This is a genomic window from Streptomyces sp. NPDC029139 (assembly GCF_055564335.1).
In genome coordinates, this window is sequence record NZ_JBVHWN010000012.1 from 199,328 (window position 1) to 214,166 (window position 14,839).

Sequence of the window (14,839 nt, forward strand, 5' to 3'; positions counted from 1 at the left end):
AGGAGAGGCTCAGAACCCTCCGCCGAAGTCTCCACCGCCGCCGAAGTCCCCGAATCCGCCGCCACCTCCACCGCCGAAGTCGCCCGACCCGAAGTCGCTGGAGCTGAAGTCGGCGCCGGAGAAGTCGCCGCCCTCGAACTCGCCGCCGCCGTATTCGGAGGCGTAGGCCGGAGTGGCGAGCATCGAGCCGAGCATGGTGCCGACGAGCAGGCCGGGGAGCATGCCGCCGCCGAAGTAGCCGCCGGCCCACGGGCCGTACGCCGGTCCCGCGTCCCAGTACGGGCGGCGGCCGCCGTCGGTCTCGACGGTACGGGCCAGGGGGTCCTGGCCGTCGTCGAGGCGGGCGGCGTCGGCCGCGCAGACGGGGACCTGGCGGGTGGCGCCGCCGGCGGGCGTCCAGGTCCGGTCCTCGGTCGAGGGGCCGTGGCGCGGGTCGAAGAAGCAGGGGGGACGGCGCTCGGGCAGTGGCCGGGACTCCCGGCGGGCGGCCAGGACGGCGAGCGAGAAGCGGCCGTCCTCCAGTTGCTGGGTCACTTCCTTGACGTCGTGCGGATGGCGGGCGGCGCCCATCAGCGACTTCGCCTTGTCGTACGCGTCCAGGGCCCGCTCGTAGTCGCCGCGCATGGCGTCGTCGGCGCCGGGCTCGGCCGGGTGGAAGTCGAGGCGATCGAGTTCCTCGCCGAAGGCGGTGATGTCCTCGTCCACGACGACCCGGAGACGGTCCAGAGCCGCGCGCTCCTCGGCCTCCTTGCGGAGCCGATTGCGGCGGACGACCGCGTACGCGCCCGCGCCGCCGGCGGCGGCCACCGCGCCGAGGGTGATCAGCCCGCCGACCGGGACGCCGTCGTCCGTGCCGACGCTGCCCCACGTGGTGGGGGCGGAGCCGGACAGGGTGGGCAGGGCCTGGTCGACGAAGTTGTTCAGCTCGGTCCTGGCGTCGACGCCGGGCTGGCGTACGGAGGTGACCAGGTTGTTCACGGCGTCCGCGGACATCACCGAGCGGTCGGCGGCGGCGTCGAACCCGTCACCGAGCCGGACCGCGTACAGGCCCGTCACCCCGGTCTGGGTGCGCAGATTGCGCAGGAGGTCCTCGGGCGGATACTCGCTGGTCGCGGGCAGGACGGCGATGAAGAGCGGCTTGTCCGCGTCCTCGATCTTCTGGGCGAGGGCATCCGCGTCGGCCGTCGACAGCTGGTCGGCGGCGCCCGGATCGACGTACACCGGGCCCTGCTTCAGAGCCCGGGCGGCGTCCGGTATCCCGGTGATCCCGGCCCCCGCGGAGGGGGCCAGGACCAGGAGCAGCAGCAGTGCCAGCCCGGCGAGGGCCGACAGGAGGTGGAACGGCCTGGTCCTCATACCATCGAAACTACCCCTAATGGGGGAGTAAGAGACATAGAGGACCGAGATTCGGCCTACTCGGCGGGGTCGATGCCCACCCGCAGCAGGCCGTACGTGAAGGCGTCCTCCAGCGCCTGCCAGGACGCGGCGATCACGTTCTCCCCCACACCGACCGTCGACCACTCGGCGTTGCCGTCGCCGGTGGTGATCAGGACGCGGGTCGTGGACTCCGTGCCGTGGCGGCCTTCCAGGATGCGGACCTTGTAGTCCACCAGCTCGAACTTCGCGAGCTGCGGGTAGATCCGCTCCAGGGCCACCCGCATCGCCCGGTCCAGCGCGTTGACGGGGCCGTTGCCCTCGGCGGTCGCGACGATCCGCTCGCCCTTGGCCCAGAGCTTCACGGTCGCCTCGTTGGCGTGCGTGCCGTCGGGCCGGTCCTCGACGATCGCGCGCCAGGACTCCGTACGGAAGTAGCGGCGCGGCCGCCCCTCCGCCTCCTCGCGCAGCAGCAGCTCGAAGGAGGCGTCGGCGGCCTCGTAGGTGTACCCCTTGAGCTCGCGCTCCTTGACCCGCTCGACGACCCGGCCGATCAGCGCGCGGTCGCCGCCGAGGTCGACGCCGAGCTCCTTGCCCTTCAGCTCGATGGAGGCGCGGCCCGCCATGTCGGAGACGAGCATCCGCATGGTGTTGCCGACGAGCTCGGGATCGATGTGCTGGTAGAGGTCGGGGTCGACCTTGATGGCGGAGGCGTGCAGTCCGGCCTTGTGGGCGAAGGCGGAGACTCCCACGTACGGCTGATGGGTGGAGGGCGTGAGGTTGACGACCTCGGCGATCGCGTGCGAGATGCGGGTCATCTCGGCGAGCGCGCCCTCGGGGAGCACCCTCTTGTCGTACTTCAGTTCCAGGGCGGCGACGACGGGGAAGAGGTTGGCGTTGCCGACCCGCTCGCCGTAGCCGTTGGCGGTGCACTGGACGTGGGTGGCGCCCGCGTCGACGGCGGCCAGGGTGTTGGCGACGGCGCAGCCGGTGTCGTCCTGGGCGTGGATGCCGAGCCGGGCCCCGGTGTCGGCGATGACGGTGGCGACGACGGCCTGGACCTGGGCGGGGAGCATGCCGCCGTTGGTGTCGCAGAGGATCACGACATCGGCGCCGGCCTCGGCGGCGGCTCGGACGACGGCCTTGGCGTACCGGGGGTTGGCCTTGTAACCGTCGAAGAAGTGCTCGCAGTCGACGAAGACCCGGCGGCCCTGGGAGACGAGGTGGGCGACGGTGTCGCGGACCATCTCCAGGTTCTCGTCCAGCGTGGTGCGCAGCGCGAGCTCCACGTGCCGGTCGTGCGACTTGGCGACCAGGGTGATCACCGGCGCGCCGGAGTCGAGCAGCGCCTTGACCTGCGGGTCGTCGGCGGCGCTGCCGCCCGCCCTGCGGGTGGCCCCGAACGCGACGAGCTTCGCGTTCTTGAAGGCGATCTCCTGCCGGGCGCGGGCGAAGAACTCCGTGTCACGCGGGTTGGCACCGGGCCAGCCGCCCTCGATGAAGCCCACGCCGAAGTCGTCGAGGTGCCGCGCGATCGTCAGCTTGTCCGCGACGGTGAGGTTGATGCCTTCGCGCTGGGCTCCGTCGCGCAGCGTCGTGTCGAAGACGTGGAAGCTGTCGTCGAGGCGCGGGTGCGGGCTCTCGTCGGTCTCCGTGGTCATGGCTGTGATGGCTCCTGTCGGATGTGGCTCCGGAAGGTCTGGATCCACTTGCCCCCATTCTCACGCGTCGTCCGTTTCCGGCGGTGGTGGGGCCGGAAAACGAAAAAACCTCTCGCGGGTGCGAGAGGTCTGCGCGCGGGTCTGGGGCACGGTGTCCACTGATGCGGGGGTCGAGTCGCGTTCAGCGGTCACTGCGGACCGGCGCGCTGCTGCCGATAATCATGGTGGTAGCAAGCACGTCGGCAGTTTGCCACACCCCCGCGGTCCGCGGGACGACGGTCTCAGGATGCGGGCACGGCCGGCCGGAGCGCGGCGCGGACCGCCGGAGCGCGGTACGGCCCGCCACGCCGGCGCACGGCCGAGCTCAGGTCCTGATCACGTCGTGGACGACGACCGCAGGAGCAGGGTGTCGGTGACGAACTCTCGTACGTGGGTGAGGACCTGGTCGCGGCCGGTGCCGGGGATGCCGACCGCGACGTGGACGCTGAACCCGTCGAGCAGGGCCCGCATCCGGGCCGCGTACCGGTCGGGGTCGACCGTACGGAACTCGCCGCGCGAGACGCCCTCGGCGATCAGGGCGACGAGGTCGCGGTGCCAGGCGCCCTCGATGGCGGCCTGTCGGCCGCGGGCGTCGTCGTCGGCGTTCTGCGACCGGTTCCAGACCTCCAGCCAGAGCGTCCAGTGGGGGTCGCGCGGGCCGTCGGGGATGTAGACGTCGACGTACCCGTCGAGCCGTTCACGGGCGGTCCCGGGCCGCGAGAGCAGCGCGCTGCGTTCGGCGCCGAGCCGCCCCTCGCTCCACTCCAGCGTCTGCAGCAGCAGCTCGTCCTTGGTGCGGAAGTAGTAGAGCAGGTGCCCGCTGCTCATCCCGACCTCGCGTCCGAGCCCGGCCATGGTCAGCCCGTCGAGCCCGCGCTCGGCGATGGTGTCCATGGCGGCGGCGAGGAGTTCCTCGCGAGGCGGGGCGGGGTGGTTGCGGCGCCGGGGGCCGGCGGGGTTGATGCGGGTCACTCGTATGTTCTACCCCACGCCGCCGTCCGGGTTCCGGCCGAAGGCGGCCTCCAGGACGACGGGGAGGTCCTCGGCGGGCACGGTCGCCCGCAGCTCCGCCAGGACGGTCCCGAACCGCTCGTCGTCGATGAGGCCGAGGTACTCCTCGCGCAGCTCACGGATGATCTCCACCAGCTCGGGGCGGAGCTCCATCCAGGCCCGGGACGTGCGGATCTCCGACTCCACGTGCTCCATGAACCAGCGCATGACGTCGTACGGGACATGGCGGTGCCCGGCCCCGGGGTCGAAGCAGACCATCGGCTCCCGCGCCGGGTCCTCGTCGGGGACGATCGCGGTCACGAGCGTCCGGTGGTCGGCGAGGTCGTCCAGCTCCAGGTACCAGGCGTCGTCCGGTACGGAGTACAGGATCTGGAGCGCGTACGCCCGGTCCTCGTGGGTGATCAGCGGCATGGCCGCAGGCTGTCACACCGCCCGCGGCCCGCCCACCGGGTTTCTCAGACCTTCGGCTGCTGCTGGGTGATGCAGTGGATACCGCCCCCACCTGCGAAGATCGCCCGCGCGTCGACCAGCGTGACGATCCGCTCCGGGAACAGCCGGCGGAAGATGCCCGCCGCGATCTCGTCGTTCGGGTCGTCGAAGCCGCACAGCACCACGCCGCCGTTGCACAGGTAGTGGTTGATGTAGGAGTAGTCGACCCAGTCGCCCTCCTCGTCCTTCAGGACGGTGGGGGCGGGGACCTCCACGACCTGGAGCGTGCGGCCCTTCGCGTCCGTCTGGCGGCTCAGGATGTCGACGTACATCCGCGAGCGCTCGTGGTCGGGGTGCGCCGGGTCCTGCTGGCTGTGGACGACCACGACACCGGGCTTGGCGAAGGCCGCCACGATGTCGACATGGCCCTGGGTGCCGTAGAGGCCGTAGTCGCCGGTGAGGCCGTGCGGGAGCCAGATCGCCTTCGTGGTGCCGAGCTTGGCGTGGATCTCCGCCTCGACCTGCTCGCGGGTCCACTCCGGGTTGCGGCCCGCGCCGAGCTGGACGGTGTCGGTCAGCAGGACCGTGCCCTCGCCGTCGACGTGGATCGCGCCGCCCTCGTTCACGAGGGAGGAGGCCAGCACGGGGACCGCCGCCAGGTCCGCCACATGGCGGGCGATCTTGGAGTCGTGCTCCCAGCGGGCCCAGTCCTGACCGCCCCAGCCGTTGAACACCCAGTCCACGGCCGCGAGTTCCGTGCCGTTCGTGACGAACGTCGGGCCGATGTCCCGCATCCAGGCGTCGTCCAGTTCACGCTCCACCAGCTCGACGTCCGGCCCGAGGAGAGCGCGCGCCGAGTCGAGCTGGCCGGGGCCGACCACCATGGTGACCGGCTCGAAGCGGCGTACGGCGCGGGCCACGGACGCCCAGGCGGTGCGGGCCTCGGCCAGCTCCTCGTCGTTCGTGAACGTCGGGTTCGGGCCGGGCCAGGCCATCCACGTGCGCTCGTGGGGCGCCCACTCGGGCGGCATACGGAAGCTCATCAGATGCGTCCTCAGAGGAAGTAGAGACGGTTGAGGGAGATGGACTCGGCCGGTTCGGAGCGGATCGGCTCGCCGTCCAGGGACACCAGCCCGGTCCGGCCGTCCACCCCCACCTGACCGATACGGGAGTTCAGGAGCAGGTCGCCGGGCCCGATGCCGCGCGTGCCGCGGACGGCCACCCGGCGGCGGCGGGTCGGCAGCGCGTCGGAGCCGAGGTCGACGGCGGCCTGCGCGACGAAGGCGACGGAGATGTCCGCCGGGGTCGCGCCATGGGCTCCGAACAGGGGTCCGAGGACCAGCGGTTCGCAGGTGTCGGTGGCGGCGTTCGGATCGCCCACGACCCCCCACGCGGGGAAGCCGGACTTCAGGACCAGCTGCGGCTTGGCGCCGAAGAACTCCGGCCGCCACAGCACGAGGTCGGCCATCTTGCCGACCTCGATCGAGCCGATCTCGTGGGCGAGGCCGTGGGCGATGGCCGGGTTGATGGTGAGCTTGGCCATGTAGCGCAGCACGCGCGCGTTGTCGTCGTGCGCGCCGTCGCCGTCCAGCGGGCCCAGCTCTGCCTTCATCTTCCCGGCCATGGCGAAGGTCCGGCGTACGGTCTCGCCGGCCCTTCCCATCCCCTGCGCGTCGGAGGAGGTGATCCCGATCGCGCCGAGGTCGTGCAGGACGTCCTCCGCGCCCATCGTCCCGGCCCGGATCCGGTCGCGCGCCATGGCGGCGTCGCCGGGCAGGTCGGTCTTCAGGTCGTGGACGGAGACGATCATCCCGTAGTGCTCGGCGACGGCGTCACGGCCGAAGGGGAGCGTGGGGTTGGTGGAGGAGCCGATGACGTTCGGCACGCCGGCCATCTTGAGGACGTTGGGTACGTGTCCGCCGCCGCAGCCCTCGATGTGGAAGGCGTGGATCGTCCGGCCGTCGAGGACCCTGAGGGTGTCCTCGACGGAGAGGCATTCGTTCAGGCCGTCGCTGTGCAGGGCGACCTGGACGTCGTGCTCCTCGGCGACCCGCAGGGCGGTGTCGAGGGCGCGGGTGTGCGCGCCCATGTCCTCGTGGACCTTGAAGCCGGACGCGCCGCCCTCGGCGAGTGCCTCGACCAGCGGGGCGGCGTCCGAGGAGGAGCCGCGGGCGAGGAAGCCGATGTTGACCGGCCAGGCGTCGAAGGCGTTGAAGGCGTGCTTGAGGGCCCATGGCGAGTTGACGCCAACCCCCCAGACAGGACCGAACTCCTGTCCGATGATGGTCGTGACACCAGAGGCGAGGGAGGCCTCCATGATGCGCGGGGACAGCAGGTGGACATGGGTGTCCACGGCACCGGCGGTGGCGATGAGGCCCTCGCCGGAGACGATCGACGTGCCGGTGCCGACGACCACGTCGACACCGTCGAGGGTGTCCGGGTTCCCGGCGCGCCCGATGGCGTGGATCCGGCCCTCGCGAATACCGATGGACACCTTGCGGATGCCCTGGACGGCGTCGATCAGAAGGACGTTGCTCACCACGACGTCGCAGGTCTCGCGGACGGCCGCCGCCTTGAGGTGAAGGCCGTCGCGAGCGGTCTTGCCGAAGCCCGCGAGGAACTCGTCCCCGGGCTTCTGGGAGTCCGACTCCACCCGGACGACGAGTCCGGAGTCACCCAGGACGACCCGGTCGCCCGCGCGCGGGCCGTGCACCGATGCGTACTCGTACGGGTCCATCAGTTGCCCTCCTTCGGGCGTGCGTCCTGGGACGCGGCCGGGGACGACGACAGGTGGTCGGGGGTGTCGCCCGCCCCCAGATAGCCGCAGGCCGCCGCCCTGCGCAGGGCCTCTCCCTTCGCGCCGGGCGCGTCCAGCGGGCCGTCGACGAGGCCCGCGAAGCCGATGGCGATGCGGGCGCCACCGATCGGAACGAGCCCGACCTCGGCCTCGCCGCCCGGGTCGAAGCGGAAGGAGGAGCCGGCGGGGACGGCCAGCCGCATGCCGTAGGAGGCGGCGCGGTCGAAGTCGAGGCGGGGGTTGGCCTCGAAGAAGTGGAAGTGGGAGGTGACGCTGACGGGGACGGTCGCGGTGTTGCGGACCATCAGCAGCAGCGCGGGCGGCTCCTCGGCCTCCTGGGGGGCGGGGAGCAGGGCTCCGGGGGCGCCGTCGCCGAGGTTTCCGCCGCCGATCGGGTCGGAGACGACCGCCAGCCGCGAGCCGTCGTCGAAAACGGCCTCGACATGCACTTCGGTGACGACATCGGCCACACCCGGCAGCACGTCGTCCGGGCCGAGCACGGACCGGGCGGCGGCGATCGCCTCGGCGAGCCTTCTGCCGTCGCGGGCCGCCTCGCAGACCGTGTCCGCGATGAGGGCGGTCGCCTCCGGCACATTGAGCCGGAGTCCCCGGGCCCGGCGGGCCCGGGCGAGCTCCGCGGCGCCGAAGATCAGCAGCCGGTCGCGTTCCGTGGGGGTCAGTCGCACGTCCACACACCTCCTGTTTGAGCGCCACTCTAAACCTTTTGGGGCTCGTATCCAAGCATTGACGTACGCAGCGGTAGTGGGTCACATTGAGCGTCACTCAAAACCTTGTCCGCCCGCTTGCCCCGCAGGGAGCCCCCATGCCGATCGAACAGCGCGGAGTCGACACCATCCCCGAAGCGGAACGCACCAGCGGTCCGCGCGACCTCTTGTCGATCCTCCTCGGCTCGAACCTCTGCCTCGGAGTGATCGTCTTCGGCTGGCTACCGGTCTCCTTCGGCCTCGGGCTGTGGGCCTCGGTGACCTCCGTCGTCACCGGCACGCTCGTCGGCGTCGCCGTGACCGCCCCGCTCGCCCTCGTCTCGCTGCGTACCGCGACGAACCTCTCGACCTCGAGCGGCGCCTTCTTCGGCGTCCGCGGCCGACTCGTCGGCTCCGTGGTCGGGCTGCTGCTCTCCCTGGGCTACACCGCGCTCACCCTGTGGATCGGCGGAGACGTGGTGGTCGGCACGCTCGCCCGGCTGACCGGGCTGCCGACCGGCGACACCACGCACGCGGTGGTGTACGCGGTGCTCGCCGCCTGCACGGTCGTCTTCGCGGTCTACGGCTACCGGCTGCTGCTCCAGCTCAGCAAGGGCCTCGCGGTCGGCATGACCCTGCTGCTCGCCCTCGGCCTGGTCGCGTACGCGGGTGACTTCACCACGGCTCCCGTGCCCGAAACCCCGTACCTGCTGGGCTCGTTCTGGCCGACGTGGGTGCTCTCGGCGGTCGCGGCGGGGCTCAGCGGCCCGGTCGCCTTCATCACCCTGCTCGGCGACTACACGCGCTACATGTCCCCGCGGCGACACAGCCCGAAGAAGGTCCTGCTCACCACCTGTATCGGGCTCACCGCCGGCCTGCTGATCCCTCAGCTCTTCGGTACGTACACGGCGTTGGCGGCGCGCGGCGCGCTGGACTACGCGGGCCCGCTCGTCGAGGCCTCCCCCGCCTGGTACGTGGTGCCGCTGCTGCTCGCCGCGACCGCCGGCTCGGTCGGCAACGCGGGGCTGATGCTGTACTCGATGGGCCTCGACCTGGACGCGATCCTGCCGCGCGTGACCCGGGCGCGAGCGACGCTGGTGGTCGCGGTGGTGGCGACGGCCTTCGTCTTCCTCGGCCACTTCGCCTCGGACGCGCAGTCCGCGATGACGTCCTTCGTGCTCCTGCTGACCGCGATCGGTACGCCCTGGGCCGTGATCACCCTGATCGGGCACGCACGCTGCAAGGGCGCGTACGACCCGGAGGCCCTCCAGGTCTACAACCGCAGGGCGCGGGGCGGGGCGTACTGGTTCGCGGCCGGCTGGCACCCGCGGGCGACGGCGTGCTGGGTGGTGGGGGCGGGCGTGGGCCTCGCCGCGGTGTCCACCCCGCTGTACGAGGGGCCGCTGCTCGCCCTGACCGGCGGGATCGACTGCAGCTTCGTGCTCTCCGGTCTGGTCGGCGGCGCCCTGTACGCCCTGCTGACGCCGGCCACGGCCCCGGCGCTCGTGCCGGAGCGGGAGGCCGAGCCGGAAGTCGCCGTGTCCTGAGACCGAAGGCCGCAGACACGAAAGTGGGGCGCCCCCGAGGGGGCGCCCCACGTGTCGATCGGTCCGGGTCGCCGTCGTAGCGGGCGAGGTGCTTCTCGCCCGGGAGACGCGGGTCAGCCCAGCTGGTGGGTCCAGCCGTGGACGTCCTCGGCCTTGCCGGTCTGGATGGCGAGCAGCGTCTCGCGGAGCTTCATCGTGACCTCGCCCGGCTCTCCGCCCGACTGCTGCCACTCGCCGCGGGCCGACTTCACGAAGCCGACCGGGGTGATGACCGCCGCCGTGCCGCAGGCGAAGACCTCGGTGAGGGTGCCGTTCTCGGTGTCGGCCTTCCACTGGTCGATGGAGACGCGACCCTCCTCGGACTCGTACCCGAGGTCCCTGGCCAGCTGAAGGAGCGAGTCACGGGTGATGCCGGCGAGCAGGGAGCCGGTCAGCGTCGGCGTGACGATCTTCGGCGTCCCGCCGGCCTCGGCCCCGTACACGAAGTACAGGTTCATGCCGCCGAGCTCCTCGACCCACTTGTGCTCCACGGCGTCGAGGTAGGCGACCTGGTCGCAGCCCCGCGCCGCCGCCTCGGCCTGCGCGAGCAGGGAGGCCGCGTAGTTGCCGCCGGTCTTGGCGTCGCCCATGCCGCCGGGGACGGCACGGACGCGGTCCTCGGAGAGCCAGATGGAGACGGGCTTCACACCGCCGGGGAAGTACGGCCCGGCGGGCGAGGCGATGACGACGAAGAGGTACTCGTTCGCCGGGCGCACGCCCAGGCCGACCTCGGTCGCGATCATGAACGGACGCAGGTAGAGGGAGTCCTCGCCTCCGTGCGCCGGAACCCATGCCTTGTCCTGCTGGACGAGGACGTCGCATGCCTCGATGAACGTCTCGACGGGCAGCTCGGGCATGGCCAGCCGGTGCGCGGATGCCTGGAAGCGCCGGGCGTTGGCGTCGGGGCGGAAGGTGGCGACGGAGCCGTCGGGACGGCGGTACGCCTTGAGGCCCTCGAAGATCTCCTGCGCGTAGTGCAGGACGTTCGTGGCCGGGTCGAGGGAGAGCGGGCCGTACGGCACGAGCTGGCCGTCGTGCCAGCCGCGGCCCTCGGTCCACCGGATGGTCACCATGTGGTCGGTGAAGTGGCGGCCGAATCCCGGGTTGGCCAGGATCGCCTCGCGCTCCGCGTCGGACAGCGGGCTGGAGGAGGGCTTGAGCTCGATCGTGGGCGTCGTCATGAGTGCTAGTCCTTCACCGGTTGTGTGTGACGGACCGCGCTCACGCCGCTATCAGTGCTCTGCTAGGACGTCCGAGCTTTCCCGCATGCCGCGGCCCCACGTTCGATTATCGCCCGTGGGGGACGGTGCACGGAAACGGCGTGCATGCGATCCATGAGTTGATGGTGGCACCCCACGACCGCATAGGTACAGCCGCCGGGTGTCTGGTGCGACCCGGCGGCTGTGTGTGACGTCAGTCGGCGGGTCAGCTCGCTACGCGTACCGCGAGCGCGTCGCCGATCTCGGCCGTCGTCCGGACGGAGTCGCCGCGCTCGGTCAGATCGGCGGCGACGGCGGCCTCGACGCGGGCCGCCTCGGTCTCGTGGCCGAGGTGGCGCAGCAGGAGCGCGACGGAGAGAACGGTGGCCGTCGGGTCGGCCTTGCCCTGGCCCGCGATGTCCGGCGCGGAACCGTGGACGGGCTCGAACATGGACGGGAACTCGCCACTCGGGTTGATGTTGCCGGAGGCGGCGACACCGATGCCGCCGGAAACGGCCGCGGCGAGGTCGGTGATGATGTCACCGAAGAGGTTGTCGGTGACGATCACGTCGAACCGCTCGGGCTGCGTGACGAGGAAGATCGTCGCCGCGTCCACGTGCAGGTAGTCGGTGGTGACCTCGGGGAACTCCTCGGCCACCTTGTTGAAGATGTTGGTCCAGAGGTGACCCGCGTACGCCAGGACGTTGTTCTTGTGGACCAGCGTCAGCTTCTTGCGCGGGCGGGCCTGGGCGCGGGCGAAGGCGTCGCGGACGACGCGCTCGACGCCGAACGCCGTGTTGACGGAGACCTCGGTGGCGACCTCGTGCGGGGTGCCGGTACGGATCGAGCCGCCGTTGCCGGTGTACGGGCCCTCGGTGCCCTCACGAACCACGATGAAGTCGATCTCGGGCTGGCCCTTGAGCGGGGTCGACACGCCGGGGAGCAGCTTCGACGGACGCAGGTTGACGTGGTGGTCGAAGAGGAAGCGGAGCTTCAGCAGGAAGCCGCGCTCCAGCACGCCCGAGGGGACCGACGGGTCGCCGATCGCGCCGAGCAGGATGGCGTCGTGCCGCTTGAGGGCCTCGACGTCCGCGTCGGTGAGGGTCTCACCGGTGGCGTGGTAGCGCTTGGCGCCGAAGTCGTACTCCTTCGTCTCCAGCTTCACGTCCTGCGGGAGCGCGGCAGCGAGAACCTTGAGGCCCTCGGCCACGACCTCCTGGCCGATGCCGTCGCCGGGAATGACTGCGAGATCGATGCTGTGAGACATGTCGGCACCCTACTCCCCGTCCCAGCGCTTGACACGCATTGTCCACCATGCGGACGGCTTGGATTCGCGAACTTCCCGCACGCCGGGCTCGGCGGGGGGCTGTGAGTGACGGGCGAGTGGACGCGCCGCCGGATGCTCGGCGGGCCGGCGTCCGCGCCGAAGGTCTCCGCGCTCGCCGAGAGCGGCGAGCGCGTCGGCCGCGTCGGGCACGTCAGGCACGTCAGGCACGTCGGGATCAGGCGACGGCTCGGGGGCTCGGTGACCATCAGGCGGCCAGCCCGGGGGCCAGTGACCCCAGCAGGCGGACGGCCACGGGCTCAGTCGCCTGATCAGACGGACGCCGGGGGCTCAGTGCCCCATCGGGCGGAAGGCCAGGACAGGCCCCCAGGACCTAGTGGCCCGTGGAGCCGCCGTTGTCGCGGCGGTCGAGGGCGCGCTGGAGGGCGGCGGCGGCGTTCTTGCGAGCGTCGTCGCTGCTGGGGCGGGTGACGGAGTGGCGGACGCGACGGGCGGTCTGAGCGGCCATGAGGGATCGACTCCTTGAGATCAGCGTGATCGAAGGCGCCGGAAGGGGCGGGGAGCGCCGCCGCAGGGGTTGCCTGCACAGGGCGTCACGCTCTCGACCGCCGTTCGCTTGATGAAGCGGGACGTTCGGCTTCTACAAAGCTAGGACAGGCCGTCGCATCTGTCTCCACAATTACTCGGACTTCCTACTATCTGAGACGGCGGCCGGCTCACACCCGCGCGCAGTTCGCGGATGAGTGCCCGCACGGCGAGGGAAGTGGCCAGCTCAGGGGTGGTGACATAGCCGACGGAGCGCGTGGGACGGGCAGGACCGAGATCGGTGATCTGGACCGAGGGCGGTGCTCCGACGAGGGAGAGTTCCGGCATCACGGCCATCCCGAAACCACTGCTCACCATCGAGAGCACCGCTCCGTCGTCCTCCGCCTCGACGGTCGCCGCCGGCAGCCAGTCCTGCTCCGCCCACCACTCCCGGGTGTACGAGGTGCAGTTCTCCGTCCAGTCCACGAGCGGCAGCGAGCGCGGCGCCGGGTGCCCGGCCGGGTGCACCAGCGCGTATCCCTCCTCGACGAGCACGCCTCCGACGAGCTGCGGCGGTACGGGCGAGGTCGTCCCGATGGTGGCGATGCCGAGGTCGGCCCGCCCGTCCAGCACCTCGCCCGCGGTCCCGCGTCCGACCTCCCGTACGATCCGCACCTCCGGGACGATCTCCGGATGGCGGGCGGCCAGCCGCTCCAGGGCGCGTGGCAGCAGGTGCAGGGCGGCGCTGCGGAAGGCCGCGATCCGCAGCGGCCCGGCGGCCTCGCCGGTCCCCCCGGCCCCCCGCACCTCCGCCCCCATCACCTCCAGCAGCCGCAGCACGCGCCGCGCGTGCGACAGCGCCCTCTCCCCGGCGGCGGTGGGCGTGGCCCCCGTCCGCCGTCGCTCGAAGAGGACGGCGCCCAGCTTGCGCTCGCTGGTCCGCACGGAGTGGGACACGGCGGACTGCGTCATGCCGAGCGCCATGGCCGCGGCGGAGAAGCCACGCTCGCTGCCGACGGCGAGCAGGACGCGCAGTTCGTGCGGCGCAAGGTCGGTCATGCGGCTCTCACCTCGGGTTATGAGCGATATCGATGGATCGGCGCGATCCATCGAAGCAACCTACTGCCCGCCTCGCGTCTTCCTTCCTACGGTCTCCCTCATGACGCACGAGCTCCTCGCACACGCCACCACGCCGCCCGCCACCACGCCGCCCGCAACCCCGCCGTGCACCACGATGATCACGGTCCAGCAGACGGCCCGCCCCGACGGCTTCCCCACCCCCGCCCACTTCGCCTTCGTCGAGTCCCCGGTCCCGGACCCGGCGCCCGGCACCGCACTCGTCGAGAACCTGCTGTGGTCCGTGGACCCGTACCACCGCGAGGCGATGGACGGTGACTTCCTCTGGACCCTGAACTCCCCCATGGAGGGCCGCACCCTGGGCCGGGTCGTGGACTCCCGCACCCCCGAGCTCTCCCCCGGCGACCTGGTCCAGCACCGCAAGGGCTGGCGCACCCACTCCGTCGTCGGCCCGGACGAGGTGCGCCCCGTCCCGGACTTCGACGGCGTTCCCCTCGCCGCGCACCTGAGCGTGCTCGGCGGCACGGGCCTGTCGGCGTACGTCGGCCTGACCCGGATCGCGCGGCTCCAGCCGGGCGAGGACCTCTTCGTCTCGGCCGCGGCCGGCGGGGTCGGCACGGCGGCCGGCCGCTTCGCCCGCCTCCTGGGTGCCGGCCGTCTCGTCGGCAGCGCGGGCTCGGCGCGGAAGATCGCGTACCTCACCGAACGGGTCGGCTTCGACGCCGCCTTCGACTACCACGACGGGCCGGTCTCCGAGCTGCTCGCGAAGGCGGCACCGGACGGCCTGGACGCCGTGCTCGACGGGGTGGGCGGGGACCACCTGGAGGCGTCGATCGCCGCACTGCGCCCGTTCGGGCGGATCGCCTGGGTCGGCGCCGTCGCGCAGTACCACTCGCTCTCCGCTCCCCCGCCCGCGCCGCGCAACCTCTTCGACCTGGTGGAGAAGAGCATCCGGCTCGAAGGGTTCCTGGTCAGCCATCACGCGGACGCGCAGGCGGAGTTGTACGACTTCGCCGTGCCCCATCTGCGGAGCGGACGGCTGCCGCTGGACGTCACGGTCGTCGACGGTTTCGAGCACATCGTGGACGCCTTCCTGGGGATGCTGCGCGGGGAGAACATCGGGAAGATGCTGGTGGCCCGAACCAGCTAGTC

Annotated in this window: 13 protein-coding genes; 2 read left to right on the forward strand and 11 right to left on the reverse strand. The window is 71.7% G+C overall.

The features are described from left to right. Positions 1 to 9: 9 nt before the first annotated feature. The 7 genes from ACZ4VW_RS25160 to ureA form a co-directional block, all read right to left on the reverse strand. A complete protein-coding gene (locus tag ACZ4VW_RS25160; RefSeq protein ID WP_467966064.1) occupies positions 10 to 1,356 on the reverse strand; it encodes a hypothetical protein in 1,347 nt (448 codons plus the stop codon). A 56-nt stretch (positions 1,357 to 1,412) separates the two neighbouring features. Next, a complete protein-coding gene (gene cimA / locus ACZ4VW_RS25165) occupies positions 1,413 to 3,035 on the reverse strand; it encodes a citramalate synthase (protein ID WP_467966066.1) in 1,623 nt (540 codons plus the stop codon). Between the two features lie 375 nt (positions 3,036 to 3,410). Continuing rightward, positions 3,411 to 3,968 (reverse strand): TetR/AcrR family transcriptional regulator, encoded by a 558-nt coding sequence (locus tag ACZ4VW_RS25170; protein ID WP_467966139.1) that lies wholly within the window; start codon positions 3,966 to 3,968, stop codon positions 3,411 to 3,413. Between the two features lie 87 nt (positions 3,969 to 4,055). Beyond that, positions 4,056 to 4,496 (reverse strand): hypothetical protein, encoded by a 441-nt coding sequence (locus tag ACZ4VW_RS25175; RefSeq protein WP_467966068.1) that lies wholly within the window; start codon positions 4,494 to 4,496, stop codon positions 4,056 to 4,058. 44 nt (positions 4,497 to 4,540) lie between these two features. Next, a complete protein-coding gene (locus ACZ4VW_RS25180) occupies positions 4,541 to 5,557 on the reverse strand; it encodes an agmatine deiminase family protein (protein ID WP_467966070.1) in 1,017 nt (338 codons plus the stop codon). A gap of 11 nt (positions 5,558 to 5,568) precedes the next feature. After that, positions 5,569 to 7,251: an urease subunit alpha gene (locus ACZ4VW_RS25185; protein ID WP_467966072.1), complete on the reverse strand. Its 1,683-nt coding sequence runs from the start codon at positions 7,249 to 7,251 to the stop codon at positions 5,569 to 5,571. Beyond that, positions 7,251 to 7,997 carry an urease subunit gamma gene (ureA, locus tag ACZ4VW_RS25190; RefSeq protein WP_467966074.1) on the reverse strand — a complete coding sequence of 249 codons (747 nt, stop codon included), beginning with the start codon at positions 7,995 to 7,997 and terminating at the stop codon, positions 7,251 to 7,253. The genes ACZ4VW_RS25185 and ureA overlap by 1 nt, the downstream gene beginning before the upstream one ends. A gap of 137 nt (positions 7,998 to 8,134) precedes the next feature. On the opposite strand from ureA, the gene ACZ4VW_RS25195 reads away from it, so the two are divergent. Beyond that, positions 8,135 to 9,562, forward strand: a complete 1,428-nt coding sequence (locus ACZ4VW_RS25195) for a cytosine permease (protein ID WP_467966076.1) — start codon at positions 8,135 to 8,137, stop codon at positions 9,560 to 9,562. Positions 9,563 to 9,675: 113 nt separating this feature from the next. Here ACZ4VW_RS25195 and ACZ4VW_RS25200 read toward each other — a convergent pair whose 3' ends face one another. The 4 genes from ACZ4VW_RS25200 to ACZ4VW_RS25215 all read right to left on the reverse strand — a co-directional run bounded on the left by ACZ4VW_RS25200 (position 9,676) and on the right by ACZ4VW_RS25215 (position 13,669). Next, complete coding sequence (locus ACZ4VW_RS25200; RefSeq protein WP_467966078.1) at positions 9,676 to 10,782, reverse strand: branched-chain amino acid aminotransferase; 1,107 nt, start codon at positions 10,780 to 10,782, stop codon at positions 9,676 to 9,678. 244 nt (positions 10,783 to 11,026) lie between these two features. After that, a complete protein-coding gene (locus tag ACZ4VW_RS25205; protein WP_467966080.1) occupies positions 11,027 to 12,067 on the reverse strand; it encodes a 3-isopropylmalate dehydrogenase in 1,041 nt (346 codons plus the stop codon). Between the two features lie 391 nt (positions 12,068 to 12,458). Beyond that, positions 12,459 to 12,593 (reverse strand): hypothetical protein, encoded by a 135-nt coding sequence (locus ACZ4VW_RS25210; protein ID WP_467966082.1) that lies wholly within the window; start codon positions 12,591 to 12,593, stop codon positions 12,459 to 12,461. A 140-nt stretch (positions 12,594 to 12,733) separates the two neighbouring features. Further along, on the reverse strand, positions 12,734 to 13,669 hold the full coding sequence (locus ACZ4VW_RS25215; protein ID WP_467966084.1) for a LysR family transcriptional regulator: 936 nt from the start codon (positions 13,667 to 13,669) through the stop codon (positions 12,734 to 12,736). A 175-nt stretch (positions 13,670 to 13,844) separates the two neighbouring features. Between ACZ4VW_RS25215 and ACZ4VW_RS25220 the strand changes: the two genes are divergently transcribed. Continuing rightward, entirely contained in the window at positions 13,845 to 14,837 is a 993-nt protein-coding gene (locus ACZ4VW_RS25220) for a zinc-binding dehydrogenase (protein WP_467966141.1), read from the forward strand. Positions 14,838 to 14,839: the final 2 nt, after the last annotated feature.

Excerpts from the sequence above, each read along its gene's own strand:
- ACZ4VW_RS25160 (WP_467966064.1), bottom strand. The coding sequence starts at position 1,356 with ATGAGGACCAGGCCGTTCCACCTCCTGTCGGCCCTCGCCGGGCTGGCA.
- cimA (WP_467966066.1), bottom strand. The coding sequence starts at position 3,035 with ATGACCACGGAGACCGACGAGAGCCCGCACCCGCGCCTCGACGACAGC.
- ACZ4VW_RS25170 (WP_467966139.1), bottom strand. The coding sequence starts at position 3,968 with ATGGACACCATCGCCGAGCGCGGGCTCGACGGGCTGACCATGGCCGGG.
- ACZ4VW_RS25175 (WP_467966068.1), bottom strand. The coding sequence starts at position 4,496 with ATGCCGCTGATCACCCACGAGGACCGGGCGTACGCGCTCCAGATCCTG.
- ACZ4VW_RS25180 (WP_467966070.1), bottom strand. The coding sequence starts at position 5,557 with ATGAGCTTCCGTATGCCGCCCGAGTGGGCGCCCCACGAGCGCACGTGG.
- ACZ4VW_RS25185 (WP_467966072.1), bottom strand. The coding sequence starts at position 7,251 with ATGGACCCGTACGAGTACGCATCGGTGCACGGCCCGCGCGCGGGCGAC.
- ACZ4VW_RS25195 (WP_467966076.1), top strand. The coding sequence starts at position 8,135 with ATGCCGATCGAACAGCGCGGAGTCGACACCATCCCCGAAGCGGAACGC.
- ACZ4VW_RS25200 (WP_467966078.1), bottom strand. The coding sequence starts at position 10,782 with ATGACGACGCCCACGATCGAGCTCAAGCCCTCCTCCAGCCCGCTGTCC.
- ACZ4VW_RS25205 (WP_467966080.1), bottom strand. The coding sequence starts at position 12,067 with ATGTCTCACAGCATCGATCTCGCAGTCATTCCCGGCGACGGCATCGGC.
- ACZ4VW_RS25210 (WP_467966082.1), bottom strand. The coding sequence starts at position 12,593 with ATGGCCGCTCAGACCGCCCGTCGCGTCCGCCACTCCGTCACCCGCCCC.
- ACZ4VW_RS25215 (WP_467966084.1), bottom strand. The coding sequence starts at position 13,669 with ATGACCGACCTTGCGCCGCACGAACTGCGCGTCCTGCTCGCCGTCGGC.
- ACZ4VW_RS25220 (WP_467966141.1), top strand. The coding sequence starts at position 13,845 with ATGATCACGGTCCAGCAGACGGCCCGCCCCGACGGCTTCCCCACCCCC.